At 65.4% G+C, this 13995-nt stretch carries 11 protein-coding genes and 1 pseudogene; 8 read left to right on the top strand and 4 right to left on the bottom strand.

Features of this window, described 5'->3' with window-relative positions:
• Positions 1–13 precede the first annotated feature (13 nt).
• From P6U29_RS12785 to P6U29_RS12800, 4 genes and pseudogenes are all read left to right on the top strand, one after another.
• Complete coding sequence (locus tag P6U29_RS12785; RefSeq protein ID WP_407117921.1) at positions 14–139, top strand: hypothetical protein; 126 nt, start codon at positions 14–16, stop codon at positions 137–139.
• A 42-nt stretch (positions 140–181) separates the two neighbouring features.
• Positions 182–478, top strand: a pseudogene (locus P6U29_RS12790) (EAL domain-containing protein); the annotation flags it as partial.
• 88 nt (positions 479–566) lie between these two features.
• Positions 567–1862: an MFS transporter gene (locus P6U29_RS12795; protein ID WP_407117922.1), complete on the top strand. Its 1296-nt coding sequence runs from the start codon at positions 567–569 to the stop codon at positions 1860–1862.
• Positions 1863–2177: 315 nt separating this feature from the next.
• Entirely contained in the window at positions 2178–3107 is a 930-nt protein-coding gene (locus P6U29_RS12800) for a helix-turn-helix domain-containing protein (protein WP_407117923.1), read from the top strand.
• Positions 3108–3115: 8 nt separating this feature from the next.
• Here the strand turns inward: P6U29_RS12800 and P6U29_RS12805 are convergent, their stop codons facing one another.
• Positions 3116–4033: a catalase gene (locus P6U29_RS12805; protein ID WP_407119307.1), complete on the bottom strand. Its 918-nt coding sequence runs from the start codon at positions 4031–4033 to the stop codon at positions 3116–3118.
• A 118-nt stretch (positions 4034–4151) separates the two neighbouring features.
• Positions 4152–4763, bottom strand: coding sequence for a TetR/AcrR family transcriptional regulator (locus tag P6U29_RS12810; RefSeq protein WP_407117924.1), 612 nt, complete (start codon positions 4761–4763; stop codon positions 4152–4154).
• A 130-nt stretch (positions 4764–4893) separates the two neighbouring features.
• Between P6U29_RS12810 and P6U29_RS12815 the strand changes: the two genes are divergently transcribed.
• The 4 genes from P6U29_RS12815 (at position 4894) to P6U29_RS12830 (ending at position 11628) form a co-directional block, all read left to right on the top strand.
• The gene (locus P6U29_RS12815) at positions 4894–6123 is read left to right on the top strand and encodes a cytochrome P450 (RefSeq protein WP_407117925.1); all 1230 of its coding nucleotides are present in this window, start codon (positions 4894–4896) and stop codon (positions 6121–6123) included.
• Positions 6124–6252: 129 nt separating this feature from the next.
• Complete coding sequence (locus tag P6U29_RS12820) at positions 6253–9876, top strand: AsmA-like C-terminal region-containing protein (protein WP_407117926.1); 3624 nt, start codon at positions 6253–6255, stop codon at positions 9874–9876.
• Between the two features lie 344 nt (positions 9877–10220).
• Positions 10221–11345: a DUF2336 domain-containing protein gene (locus tag P6U29_RS12825; RefSeq protein WP_407117927.1), complete on the top strand. Its 1125-nt coding sequence runs from the start codon at positions 10221–10223 to the stop codon at positions 11343–11345.
• Positions 11346–11385: 40 nt separating this feature from the next.
• Positions 11386–11628: a hypothetical protein gene (locus P6U29_RS12830; RefSeq protein WP_407117928.1), complete on the top strand. Its 243-nt coding sequence runs from the start codon at positions 11386–11388 to the stop codon at positions 11626–11628.
• A 120-nt stretch (positions 11629–11748) separates the two neighbouring features.
• On the opposite strand, the gene P6U29_RS12835 is transcribed toward P6U29_RS12830, so the two are convergent.
• Complete coding sequence (locus P6U29_RS12835; RefSeq protein ID WP_407117929.1) at positions 11749–12246, bottom strand: GNAT family N-acetyltransferase; 498 nt, start codon at positions 12244–12246, stop codon at positions 11749–11751.
• 68 nt (positions 12247–12314) lie between these two features.
• On the bottom strand, positions 12315–13973 hold the full coding sequence (locus P6U29_RS12840) for an IS1182 family transposase (RefSeq protein WP_407117930.1): 1659 nt from the start codon (positions 13971–13973) through the stop codon (positions 12315–12317).
• Positions 13974–13995 lie beyond the last annotated feature (22 nt).

A 13995-nucleotide genomic window follows, 5' to 3' on the forward strand; every position in this document is an offset into this window, starting at 1 on the left:
GCAGGTTGAGCAGATGAAGTTTCTGACCGCAGCGGCGCTGGCGATCCTGATTGGCGTGTCACTGAGCGCCTGCCTCACATCCGAACCCGACAACAAGCCTCCTTACGGCCAGGCGAACGGCAAGAAGTCCGATCGCTAGCCCCTACAGCCGGTCCACCGCCCTGAACGTCCCGACGCTGACGCCGGACTCAGCTATCTCACCGCGTTCCCGCTCGACAAGATCAAGATCGACAAGTCGTTCATCCGCAACCTCACGCACCAGCCGCGCTCTTCCGCCATCATCTCCTCGATCGTGACGCTGGCGCGCGGGCTGGACATGTCGGTCACGGCCGAGGGCGTCGAGACAGCTGCGGGGTTCGAGCGGCTGAAGACGCTCGGCGTCAATTTTGCGCAAGACTATTTGTTCGGACGACCGCGGCCGATCGAGCGGATCCTGTTCGACGCACCGGTCAAATCCTCGGAGCTCGACGCCGCCTGAGCGCGCCTAAGGGGCATGCGCGAAAAGCGCTTGACCGCAATATCCCAAGATGGTCCGAAGGACCGTCCAGGGATGAAACAAACACAACATGCGGCTTCCGTTCTTCTACGGCTGGGTTGTGGTCGCCGTGACCTTCGTCACCATGGCCATCGGCGTCAACGCGCGCACCGCCTTTTCATTGTTCTTTCCGCCGATCATCTCCGAATTCGGCTGGGAGCGCGGCGTCACCGCCGGCGCCTTCTCATTCGGCTTCGTGGTGTCGGGCGTGGTCAGCCCGCTGATCGGCCGACTGATGGATCGCGCTGGTCCGCGCGCGGTGATGGAACTCGGTGTCGTGCTGATGGGCGGCGGGCTGCTGCTCGCACCGCTGACCAGCCAGCCCTGGCATCTCTATGTGACCATCGGCGTCATGGTCGGCGCCGGCAGCGTCTGTCTCGGCTATTCCGGCCAATCGCTGTTCCTGCCGAACTGGTTCATCCGCAAGCGCGGCTTCGCCATCGGTATCGCTTTCGCCGGTGTCGGCATCGGCTCGGTGACGCTGCTGCCGTGGGTGCAGCACATGATCGAACAGACCGGCTGGCGCACCGCCTGCACCGCGATGGGGCTGCTCGTCCTGATCGCGCTGGCGCCGATCAATCTGCTGCTGCGCAAGCGCCCCGAGGACATCGGCCTTCAACCGGACGGCGATGCCGCGCCGGCCGCAGGCGCGGCGAAATCCGTCTCCAACATCGTCGATCCCGTTTGGGCCGGCACCGAATGGACGCTGCAACGCGCCGTCGCGACCGCACGGTTCTGGTGGATCGCGCTCGGCTATTTCTGCGGCCTTTACATCTGGTACGCGGTGCAGGTGCACCAGACCAAGTTTCTGCTCGACATCGGCTTCAGCCCCAGCGTTGCGGTGTGGGCGCTCGGCGTCGTCAGCCTGCTCGGCATTCCAGGCCAGATCGCGCTCGGGCATGTCTCCGACCGCATTGGCCGGGAATGGGTCTGGGCGATCAGCTGCGCAGGTTTTGTCGTCTGCTTCGCCGCGCTGATCGCGCTGAAGTATCAATCCTCGTTCTGGCTGGTCTATCTCATGGTGTTCACGCAAGGTGCGCTCGGCTACGGCCTCACCTCGATCATGGGCGCGGTGGTGTTCGAGATTTTCCAGGGCAGGCACCAGGGCAGCATCTTCGGCACGATCATGCTGGCGGCGCTGGCGGGTGGTGCGGCCGGACCGTGGGTGACGGGCTTCCTCTATGACCGCGCCGGCGATTACACGCTGGCTTTCGTCGTCGCGATGGTCGTGAGCGGATTGTCGGCGTTCGCGATCTGGCAGGCCGCGCCGCGCAAGGTGCGGGCCGTGGCCGGCCGGCTGCACGAGCTCAAAGCGGGATCCGAATAGGTTCGGTGCGCCGGCCGTTGTCTCAGGATTTGATCGACCGGCGCAGGCGAATGCTCCGAGCGGGCGCGCGCTTTCACAAATGCACGATGGACAGACGACGAGTTGTCGAAGCATTGAGCGGAGATCGCGCGAGCGGAATCGAAATCCGTTGAAATCCCTTGTGAAAACGTCTTGTGACAATGGATGCGACGAGGAGTCACACGGCTACGGTTCCAGGCGCAAGTCTGGACCGTCGTTCTCAGATGTCGGATAATTGGATGTGATTTGGCGGTGGCGCCTCCGCTCCCCAGTCTGCTCACATATGAGATGCATCCCATGGCACAGGGCGCCTTCGCGCAGAAGCTCGAACGATTTTTGCATTTGAAGGATGCACCACCAACGCTGGTCACGCGTTCGCTGCGCAGCGCCGAGCTCGCCGTCACCGAAACCCGGGATGATCATCCCATGACGCGACTTTCCGAGTCGATGCCCTCGGAGGACGCCTATCTCGTCAGCCTCAAATTCCGCGATTTCGCCGATTGCGAGTGCTGGGAGCGCGGCCGATGCGTGATCAAGAGCGATATCCGCGCCGGCGCTACCTATCTGTACGATCTGAAACGTGATCCGCGCTACGTGATCGACAAGCCCTTCCATTCCCTGTTCTTCCATCTGCCCCGGTCGGCGTTGGACGACATGGCGAGGCAAGCCGGCGCACCGCGCATCGGCGAACTCGCCTATCAGCCCGGCGTCGGCCATGACGATGTGACGATCCGCCATCTCGGCGCGTCGTTCCTGGCGGCGCTGCGACAGCCTGAAGAGGCCAACCAGCTCTTCATCGACCACATGATGCTCGCGCTCACCGCACATGTCGCGACGACCTACGGCGGTTTGCGGCGCGCCGCCGAGCCGGCGCGCGGCGGCCTTGCCCCATGGCAGGTGAAGCGGGCCTGTGAAAGGCTGGAGTCCGATCTCCGCGGCAAGCTTTCGCTGGAGAAGATCGCAGCCGAGTTCGATCTCTCCGTCAGTCATTTCTCGCGCGCATTTCGCGTCTCGACCGGCCTGCCGCCGCACCAATGGCTGCTGCGTCAGCGCGTGGACACGGCCAAGCAATTGATGACGGTGCGCGACCTGTCGCTGGCGGAGATTGCGATATCGGCCGGGTTCGCCAATCAAAGCCACTTCACCCGGGTGTTCTCCTCGGCGGTCGGCATCAGCCCGGGAATGTGGCGCCGTGAGGCGCAGGGTGTGCTGGACAGCGAAACCTGAGTTTCCGCTCAGCGGCGCCTTGTCCGGGAGATGACGTAGGCGGCGCGCCGCGCCGCAAATATCTCGTCCGGCGGATGGCCGATGCCTTCGGCAAGATTGGCTGGATTGAACACAGCCGCGTCACACGCCTCGCTTGGTTCAGTGCCTGTTATCACGATCGTTCCGAGGCGTACCGCTTCGCGCCCATCCTCGTCGGGCCAGCGGATGGTCACGTCCATGACGGGGTCGCCGGGACGGTCCAGCAGCACCATCACGCTGAACCTGACATCGCGCGCCGCAATCCGGGCTTCGAGATCGCGCCACAAGCCGGTGGACTTGACTGCGTCCTCGGCCGGCCTGCGTTCTTGGCCGACCGGCATCACCTTGAACTTGATGAACCGTGTCTCACCCCGAGCGTTCGTTGCGGGAAAGGCGTGCACGCCCCAATAGGTCGTGCAGGCAAGGCTTGCGGGCGGCGGATTCGCGGCAAGGTAGCTTGCCTGACGCTGCGTTTCGGGATTGGCGGCGGAGAATGCCGCGACTTGCGCCATGTCCGGCTTGCCGTCCGGTCCCGGCATGTGCGCCTGCAGGAAGGCCAGCATCTGGTCGGACGTTCTGGCGAAATGAACCGGGGCGCTCTGGGTCAGGATCTCGGAGCGCTGATTGCCGCTGCCGAGCCGAAAGCTGAAGCCGCGCAGCGAGCACCCGTCGGTGCCGACCGCATTGGCGATGCCGCAGTCCGCCGAGAAGCGCGCCAGCACCCGGCAGGGCATGGTCAAGCTGCGCGACTTGGTGATCTCCTTGGCCTGATCCGAGGGGGCGTAAGTGCCGCGAACGCATCGGCCCCAGCAAAAACTCGCCCGCGCCTTTGGCGGAAGACCGGCAACCGCCCGCAGGGCGTCGACAAGGGACATCGGCGTGGCTGCGCCGCTCGGGAGTTCTGGCAGGACGGAACCCTGGATTCAAACGATGGGACTTGCTTGTGGCGCAGCGCGGATCGAAGCGTCTTTCCCAAAGCGGACATGCCTTGTCCGATCCTGCGACAAATCTCGCAGCTCGCCCGCTTTAGGCTGAGGCCAGCCCCGTCCTGCGCCTGAGATCCGTGATCGCGCGCAGAAAACTGTCGGCCGGCGTCGTCTCGGGGTCGATCAGCCGGTGCAGGCGAAAGCCGTCCTCCAGCGCGAGCACGACGGAGGCTATCCAGGGCGGATTCAGATTGTCGTTGCGCCCGTTGCTCTTCAATGTCGCCTCGACGATGTCGGCGACCAGCTTGCGTCGCGCCCGCAGGCGTTTGGCAAGTTCCGGCCGGCGCTTCTCGGCGCGCGCGACGAACAGGATCATCTCCATGTGCAGGAGGGGCGAGCGGCCGAGCGGATCCTGCCGGCTGCGATCCATCGTCTTCAATGCCGCGATGAAATCGTCGAGAGTGTCGTGCTGCGCGAGGATGTCCATGTTGCGCCGGATCGACTGCTCGACATGGTCCTCGAGCATGGCGATGATCAGTTCGTCCTTGCTCCTAAAGTTCGAGTAGAACGCACCGCGGGTAAAGCCCGCCGCCGCCGCGATCGCCTCGATGCTCGCGCCGCCGATGCCGTCCTCTTCGAACACGCACGCGGCCGCCTCGAACAGTTTGTCGCGCGTGTCGTCCCTGGTCGGTCTGGTTCTCACCCTTGACATCGGCGCAGGTTAGGGCAAACTGCAACTCGATACAACAATGTATCGAGTTGACAATTTCAGGGATGGTTACGCCAGGTGATTGGGGCAGCCTTGCGTATTCGTGTCATGCGGCAACCGATCTGAGGTCACCATGAACGAGCAAGTGCAGCCCGCCGGCGGACCGCTGTTCAACCCGCTCTCGCCGGATTTCATCCGCGATCCCTATCCCCACTATGAACGGCTGCGCACGATCGACCCGATCCATGTGACGCCGTTCGGCCAGTTCGTCACCAGCCGCCACGCCGAGGTGAGTCTCGTGTTGCGCGACAAGCGCTTCGGCAAGGATTTCGTCGAGCGCACCACGCGCCGCTACGGTCCTGAAATCATGAAGGAGCCGGTGTTTCGCAGCATGAGCTACTGGATGCTGCAAGCCGATCCGCCGGACCACACCCGCCTGCGCGGCCTCGTGGTGAAGGCCTTCACCGCTCGTCGCGTCGAGGACATGCGGCCGCGGATCCAGGAGATTGTCGACCAGGCCATCGATGCCGTGATGGATCGCGGCCACATGGACCTGATCGAGGATTTCGCCTTCCGCCTGCCGGTCACCATCATCTGCGACATGCTCGGCATCCCCGAGGAGCATCGCGAGGTGTTCTACAAGAGCTCGCGCGACGGAGGACGGCTGCTCGATCCCGTGCCGCTCTCGCCGGAGGAGATCAGCCAGGGCAACGCCGGCAACCTGATGGCCCAGATGTATTTCCAGCAATTGTTCGAATTGCGCCGCCGCAATCCCGGGGACGACCTCATCACCCAGCTGGTGCAGGCCGAGGAGGACGGCCACAAGCTCACCAACGAGGAACTGACCGCCAACATCATCCTCTTGTTCGGCGCCGGCCATGAGACCACGGTCAACCTGATCGGCAACGGCCTGCTCGCGCTCCACCGCAATCCGGATCAGCTTGCGCTGCTCAAGGCGCGGCCGGAGCTGATCGAAGGCGCGATCGAGGAATTCCTGCGCTACGATTCCTCGGTGCAGATGACCGGGCGCGTCACGCTGGAGGATATCGACGATCTCGGCGGCGTGAAGATTCCCAAGGGCGAGACCGTGCTGTGCCTGCTCGGCTCGGCCAACCGCGATCCCGCGGTGTATCCTGACAGGCCCGACCGGCTGGACGTCACCCGGGCGAACGTCAAGCCGCTGTCGTTCGGCGGCGGCATCCATTTCTGCCTGGGTGCCCAGCTGGCGCGCATCGAGGCCGAGATCGCCATCGCCACGCTGCTCCGGCGGCTGCCGGATTTGCGCATCGACGACGTCGCAAACCCGGAATGGCGGCCGACCTTCGTGCTCCGCGGGCTGAAGCGGCTGCCGGCGAGCTGGTGAGGGCGCGCGTTAACCTCCGCGCGCAACAGTCGCTGTGACTTCGCCACACTTCCCCCTATATAAGGGGCTGTTCCGGCGCGCCTGAGGCCCTCAGGTTCGGCCCGGGCCGGTTTGGCCGAGGGGAGACCCGTGCAGACGACGCTGCTCGGATTGGCGATTGCCTTCATCATTGCGCTGCTGGCCGCGTTGATCGGGCCTTACTACATCGACTGGAACCAGTTCAGGCCCCAGTTCGAGGCGGAGGCTGGCAAGATCATCGGCGTGCCGGTGCGGGTGGGGGGCGAGCTCGACGCGCGGCTGTTGCCGACGCCGACGCTGCGGCTGCGCGCCGTCACCTTCGGCGGCAACAACGATCTCGGCCGCCTGCGCGCCGACAAGCTCGACGTCGAGTTCAGCCTGGGCTCCCTGATGCGCGGCGAATGGCGCGCCACCGAGCTTTCGGTGGGCGGCATGGCGCTCGATGTTGGCCTCGATGCGCGCGGGCGGGTCGATTTGCCGTCCACCGCGAGCGGCGCCTTCAATCTGGCGTCGCTCGCCATCGAGCGGCTGAACCTCACCGGCCGCATCGCCTTGCACGATGCCGCCAGCCGCTCGACGCTGGAATTGAACGACATCGCCTTCTCCGGCGACGTGCGCTCGCTCGCAGGCTCGGTGCGGGGCGACGGCAGTTTCACCACTAGCGGAGTGCGCTACCCGTTCCGCGTCTCCTCCGGGCCGAGCGCCGACGGCAGCGCGACCCGTCTCCACCTCAACATCGACCCCGGCGAGCGCGCCATCCTCGCCGATCTCGAGGGCATGCTCGCCTTCGACAATCGCCAGCCGAAATTCGATGGCGCGCTGACGCTCGCGGTGCCCGCGACCAAGAAGGCAGGCGAAGTGGGACCGACGCCCTGGAAGCTCGCGACCAGGCTCAAGGCCGATCCGGCCGGCGCGAAATTCGAGCAGATCGATGCGAGCTTCGGCACCGAGGACACCGCGCTGAAGCTCGGCGGCGTTGGCGATCTCAGGTTCGGCGCCTCGCCGCTGCTGCGCGCGGTGCTGTCGGCGCGGCAGGTCGATGCCGACAAGCTGACCGCCAAGGACGATGCTGATCCGCAGCGCGTCATGCCGGCGCTACGCGCAGGGCTCGCCGCGATCCCGCAGGTGCCGATCCCGGCGCAGATCGAGTTCAATGCCGATCAGATCATGCTCGGTGGCCGTCCGCTCCAGAACATCGCGACCGAGCTTGCGACCGACGGCAGGTCCTGGACCTTCCGGCGGCTCGAGCTGCGCGCGCCCGGCATGACGCAGCTCTCCCTCAATGGCGCAGCTCCCGGCGCCGACAGTTTCAGCGGCCGGCTCAGCGTCGAGTCCTCAGACCCGGACACGCTGGTGGCCTGGCTGCAGGGGCGCAGCGAGATCAACCGCCGCAGCACGCGGCCGCTGCGTCTCGCCGGCGACGTGACGATCGCCGCCAATCATCTCGCCATCGACAGGCTGAAGGCCGACATCGAGGGCGGCGCGGTGGAGGGCCGCATCGCCTTCGTGCAGACAGGCGCGAGCAAGGGCTCGCGGATCGATGCGGAGCTCAGGGCCGACCGGCTCGATCTCGATGCCGCCGCGAGCTTCGTGCGCGCGCTTGCCGGGCCTCAGGGCGAATGGCCGGAGGAAGCAAAGCTCTCGCTCGATATCGGCCGCGCGATCTCCGCCGGCCAGGAGCTGCGGCCGTTCGCGGCCAAGCTCGCTTACAGCCCCGCATCGCTGTCGCTGCAGCAGTTGCGCTTCGGCCAGGTCGGCGGCGTGACCACGGAGGCGAGCGGCAGCTTCGACCGAACCAACGCCACCGGCAAGCTCGCGCTGAAATCCTCGGCCAATTCGCTGCGTGAGCTGACCGCGCTGATTGAGCCGTTCGCGCCCGCGGTGCGCGCGCGCTTCGATGCCCTCCCGTCAATGCCTGGCGCGACCCGTCTCAAGCTCGATCTCAGCCTCGACAAGAACGCCGAGCATGCCGACCGCAGCAATGCCCGCGCCGTGCTCGACCTCGACGCGCCGCAGCTCAAGGCGACCGCGACGCTGGCAGCGCAGACGCCGGCCGCCGCCATCGGCGGCCTCGATCTCGACCGCCTGCGCAACAGCGACTTCACGCTGGACTCGAAAGTCTCGGCGCCGCAGGCCGGCGCGCTGCTGGCGCTGCTCGGGCTCGATCGCATGGTGGCCGCGGGCGAGGGCGCTTCGCAGTTCGAAGGCCGCTTGAGCGGTGCCTGGCGGCGACCGCTGCAACTGAACGCGAAAATCAGCGGGGGCGGATTGGACGCGGATGCACAGGGCAGCGTCGACCTGTCGGAGCCTAAAGGCAGCGTGAATTTGCGCGTGCGCAACGTCAACCTCGCGCCGCTGTTCGGGACCGGCACGGCCGACAAGTCCATGCAGGGCGTCAGCCTGTCCTCGCGCCTCACGCTCTCCGGCAACCACCTCACCTTTAACGATCTCGACGGCAGCGCGGCTGGCTCGCATCTGCGCGGGCGTTTCGCGGTGACGCTCGATCAGGACAAGAACGTCGACGGCGAGGTCGGTCTCGACTCGCTCGATCTCGCGCCGGCGCTCGCAATCGCCATCGGCGCGGCCGGACATGAGTCCGGCGAGCCGCTCAGTGCAGGACTCGTCAGCGGCTGGCGCGGCCGCATCGCCTTCCAGGCGTTGCGCGGAACGCTGCCCGGCGGCATCGAGCTGCGCCCCTTCGGCGGCGCGATCCGGGGCGACGGCCAGTCGCTCGCGCTCGATGCGCTCAAGGGCGGCCTCGGCGGCGGCGAGATGTCCGCGAGCCTTGACGCGCGCAATGGCGCGGCTGGCCTTGCGCTGAACGCGCGCATCGAGCTCAGCAATGTCGACGCGGCGGCGCTGCGCTATCGCGATCTCGCGCTGCCCAAGGGGCGCGCCTCGGTGCAGATGGCGCTGACCAGCCAGGGCCGCAGCGTCGCGGCCTTGACCGGCGCGCTCGCCGGCAACGGCACGGTGACGCTCGAGTCCGCCGAGATCACCGGCCTCAATCCCCGTGCCTTCGAGATCGCCATCCGCGCCAGCGACGGCGGCCAGGTCAGTGACGACAACCGGCTGCGGCAGCTGGTCGAGCCTGCGCTGTCGGCGGGTCCCATTGCGGTGCCCTCGGCGCAGATTCCGTTCACGATCCGCGACGGCCGCCTGCGCGTCGGCGCGACGCCGCTGGAAGCGAAGAACGCCCGCGCCATCGTCTCCGGCGGCTACGACATTCCCGCCGACCAGGCCGACATTCGCGCCAGCCTGACGCCGATCATGACCGGCCTCTCCGGCGCACCGCCCGAGATCCAGCTGTTCGCGGCAGGGCCTCCCGACAAGTTGAGTCGCACCATCGACCTCGCGCCGCTTTCGTCATGGCTTGCGGTGCGCACGATCGATCGCGAGACGCGGCGGCTCGATGCCATCGAGCGCGGCGAGCCGCCGCCGGCCACCGCCGCGCTGCCGACGCTGGTCTCGCCCGATCCGGAGCCGCCGTTACTGGATGTGCCGCTGCCCGGCCGCGATCCGCGCCGTGCGCCGCCGCCCAAGAAGGCCGCGCCGACGCCGAAGGCGCCGCAGGCCGCTCCCGCCGCGCCAAGTCCCCCACTCACAAGCCCGCCGCTCGCAAGCCAGCAGGCCGCGCCGTTGCCGCCGCCAATCGACGTGAAGCCTGCCCCGGGCCCGCCACCTCCCAAGCCCAAGCCAAAGCCGCCACTGGTGCTGACGCCGCAGAATCCGTGAGGCGACTCCAGCTAAATCGCTACATCGCCGATGCTCGTCATGCCCGGGCTTGTCCCAGGCATCAACGTTCTTTGCGCCGTGCGGCGATGCGTGGATGGCCGGGACAAGCCCGGCCATGACGCCGGAGAGGCTTCGGTGCCTCAAGCTTCTCGGCACTCGGGAGACTGCGCATCAGTGAATCCATTCCCTCGCATTTGAATGAATTCTCGTCGGCAAAACTGATTTGCCGATTTTACTGAATTCTCGCGTTTCATCTCTAGCGTCGATTCCCAAAGGAATTTGGCGTCTCGCCACGAGCGGCGGGACGGCGCGCCGAAGGGCTACCAAGAACTGGGGTGATCGAGATGAACGGGGCGAAATCCCTTCTACAGGATCTGGACGACGCGATCGCGCGCGGCACCGACGAAAGCAGGGCGAAGGCGTTGTGGCATGCGACCGATATTCTGATCACCGGCCGCTACAGCGACGACGAGATCAGCATGTTCGGCGAGGTCATCGGCCGGCTCGCCGACGAGATCGAGGTTGCTGCGCGCGCACAGCTTTCTGAGGTGATGTCGGCCTGCGATCACGCCCCGCTCAACGTGATCGAAAAGCTCGCCCTCGACGATGAGATCGAGGTCGCCGGTCCCGTGCTGCGCGACTCCACGCGTATCGACGAGAAGATGCTGGTCGAGAGCGCCATGACCAAGGGCCAGGCGCATTTGCTCGCGATTTCCCAGCGCCAGTCGCTCGGCGAGGCCGTGACCGACGTGCTGGTCAAGCGCGGCAACCAGGAGGTCGTGACGTCGGTTGCGAAAAACGAAGGCGCGCGCTTCTCCGGATCGGGCCTGCTGCACATGGTCCGCCGCGCCGAGGGCGATTCGATCCTTGCCGAACAGCTCGGCCTGCGCAAGGACGTGCCGCGCCACATCTTCCAGCAGCTCATTTCGAAGGCGTCGGAGGACGTCCGCCGCCGCCTCGAGACCGAGCGGCCCGAGATGATGGCGCAGATCCAGAGCTCGGTGACCGAGGTCACCGGCGATCTCCAGTCCAAGTTCGGCCCGTCCTCGCGCAGCTATTTCGTCGCCAAGCGCGTGGTCACGACGCAGTACCGGCAGGGCAATCTCAATCAGGACTCCATCTCGAACTATGCGCGCCAGCACCGCTTCGACGAGGTGCAGATCGGACTGTCGCTGCTCTCGTCACTGCCTGTCGACGTGATCGAGCGTGCGCTGATGGACCGCAACCGCGAGATGATCCTGGTCTTGTGCAAGGCGCTCGACTTCTCCTGGGACACGACGATGTCGCTCCTGTTCCTCGGCGCCAAGGATCACCTGATCACGGCGCGCGACCTCCAGGACAACGAGCGCGAGTTCGGCCGGCTCAAGATCGAGACCTCGCGCAGCATCTTGAAATTCTACCAGTCGCGCAAGAACAGCGCTGGCGCCGAAGCCGCGACGGGCCGTCAGCCCGAGCTCCAAATACACTGAGCGGGTTCACTCAGCGGGAATCGAGAGGGGAGTATCTGCAATGTTGCCTCAATTCGGCACCGCCGTTCGCAAGAAGAATCTCAGCAATGCCGTCACCGCCGATCTCGGCGGCGCAGCTCCGGATAAGGCCTCGGTGGACGCCGCCTGGCTCGTGCTGGAAGCCGCCAACGACCTCGGCGACCACGCCGCGGTGGACGCCTGCCGCCGCGTCATCGACGCCGAGCTGAACGGCACGGTGGCCGGCAGCTCCGATATCGATCTCGTGCTGGGGTATTTCAGGTAGGGCTCGTCCCTCACGACGGCATCAACACCGTCATTGCGAGCGAAGCGAAGCAATCCAGTCCTTCCGCGGGGACAGTCTGGATTGCTTCGCCGCGCTCGCAATGACGGACGGTTGTCTCGCTCACTGCCGAACGCGATAGATCACCACGTCCTCGCCGTGACGCCTCGTGCTCCGCTCGAGGAGATAGTTTGACCTCTCCAGCACGCGGCGGGATGCGCCGTTCCCGACATTCACGATGGCGATGAGAGACGGCAGGGCGAGCTGTAACAGACCGATGTCCGTCAGCGCAGTCGCGATCTCGCTTGCAAATCCTTGGTCCCAGAATTCACGTCTGAACGCGTAGGCAATCTCGATCTCGTCGATGTCATCGACCAGGAGGTGCCGAAGGCCCGCCCGCCCGGCGAATGCGCCGTCGCTCGATCCCAGTGCCCACAGCCCGAAGCCGTGCTCGTCCCAATGCGCGACGTTGACGTCGAGGTAAGCCTTCGTTGTCTCCGCCGAGCGCACGCCGCCGATATAGCGTGACACCTCGGGATCCAGATGGAGCGCGACAAGATCGGCAAGGTGACTTTCGTGCAGCCACTCGGCGGTGAGTCTGTCGGTACTGAAATGGTTCATTGAGACAGATCGCCGCTTCCGTGGCGTGTCGTCGTTCATGCTAGTATCGCTGCGGGCTGATCATGACATCATGCCCCTGTTTTGCCCGACGAGACTGAGCAAGAATTACTGGTTTTGGCGGAGTCAGGCCGGTGTGGGCGACCGATTGCGATCGGAGGCGGGTGATTGATCCAGAAGGCCTCTGGAGCAAGCTGGATGCCCTGCAGGAGGGCTGCGAGGGTGCCTCGGCCAGGAGCGAGCGTCTTTGCGAGGGCGGCCAGAAACACGTCTAAGCCAAGAATGTTGAGCACGCGGGTAAAGTTGTAGCAGAGCGCCATCAGGTTCCACTCACCGCGGACCTTATCGAAGCCGCGGACCAGGAAATGACGATAGCCGGCGCGGCATTTGAGCGTGCCAAACGGATGCTCGACGATGGCAAAACGACGGCGCATCAGCTCGCCTGCACCCTGCATCCGCGCGCGATGACGTTCAAGAACGCCTTCATGCTCCCAGCGACCGATCGTCCGGTAGGCCGCGTTCGACGAGAGACACTGGACCTTGAGCGGGCAGGTCCTGCAGATCGCTCCGCGCGCCGCATAGCGGATCTCGATGCGGCCGCTGGTGTTCTTTTGCCTGCTCTTCATCGGATGTAGCGGTTGGCCGGCAGGACAACGGTAGGTGTCGGTTGCGCCATCATAGTTGAAGTCCTTGAGGGCAAAGCGGCCTTGCTTCTCGAGCCGGGCGTTGCCCTCCGGCACCGGCACATAGGGCGTGATGCCATCGTCTTCACAGGCCTTCAGTTCGCGACTGCTGTAATAGCCCTCATCTGCCAGCGCCTGCAGGGCCCCGACCTCGAGAGCCTCTTTTGCCGCCATGGCCATCGCATGTAGCTGGCCGACATCGCTGCTGTCGTTCACCACCTCGCTGGCGACAATGAGCTTGTGCTTGTCATCGACGGCGGTCTGCACATTGTAGCCTGCGACGCCCTGGCCGCTCTTGACCAGAAGCCGGGCATCCGGATCAGTCAGGGATAGCTGCGTCGCGCCATTCTCTTCCAGCCGAGCAAGGTCGCCTTGTGCGCGCAAGCGCTTCGCCAGCAGCGCCGCGATCTTCGCACCGATGTCGCCGCCACCTCCGCCGCCGCCATCGGGGCCATCCTTGCCCGGCTTCTTGGCTTCCGCGGCATCATTGTCCTCAAGGCACTTGCCGTAAGCCTCGATCTCTTGGTCCAGCTTGATGATCTGATCGGCAAGCCGTTTGCGCGTAAAGATGCTGGCCTTGCTGGCGTCGCCATGGAAGAACGAGCCGTCAATTGCAACAACGCTGCCGCCGACAAGACCAAGCTCGCGCATCAGCAGCACGAAGCTGCGGTTGGCTGCCTTCAGCGCCGCCCAGTTCTCTTTGCGGAAATTGCCGATCGTCCGATAACCCGGCTTCAGATTCCTCAGCAGCCAGATCAGTTCCAGATTGCGGCCGGCCTCCCGCTCCAACCGACGCGACGACCTGATTTGGTTGATGTAGCCGTAAAGGTAGAGCTTCAGCAGATCGGCTGGATCGTATGGCGGCTGGCCGACCTCTTCAGCCTTGCGATCCGCATGGCGAAAGCCGAGCTTGGCAAGGTCGAGGACACGAACGAAGCTCTCAATCGCCCGGACGGGGTTGTCCGGTCCGACATAGTCCTCAATCCGAGCAGGAAGCAGGCTGGCCTGGTCGCGGCTCTCGCCGGTCTTGAATGTGCGATTCGTCATGAACAGAATCGTACATCAACTC

The sequence above is a fragment of the Bradyrhizobium sp. LMG 9283 genome, assembly GCF_045571415.1.
Taxonomy (GTDB): Bacteria; Pseudomonadota; Alphaproteobacteria; order Rhizobiales; family Xanthobacteraceae; genus Bradyrhizobium.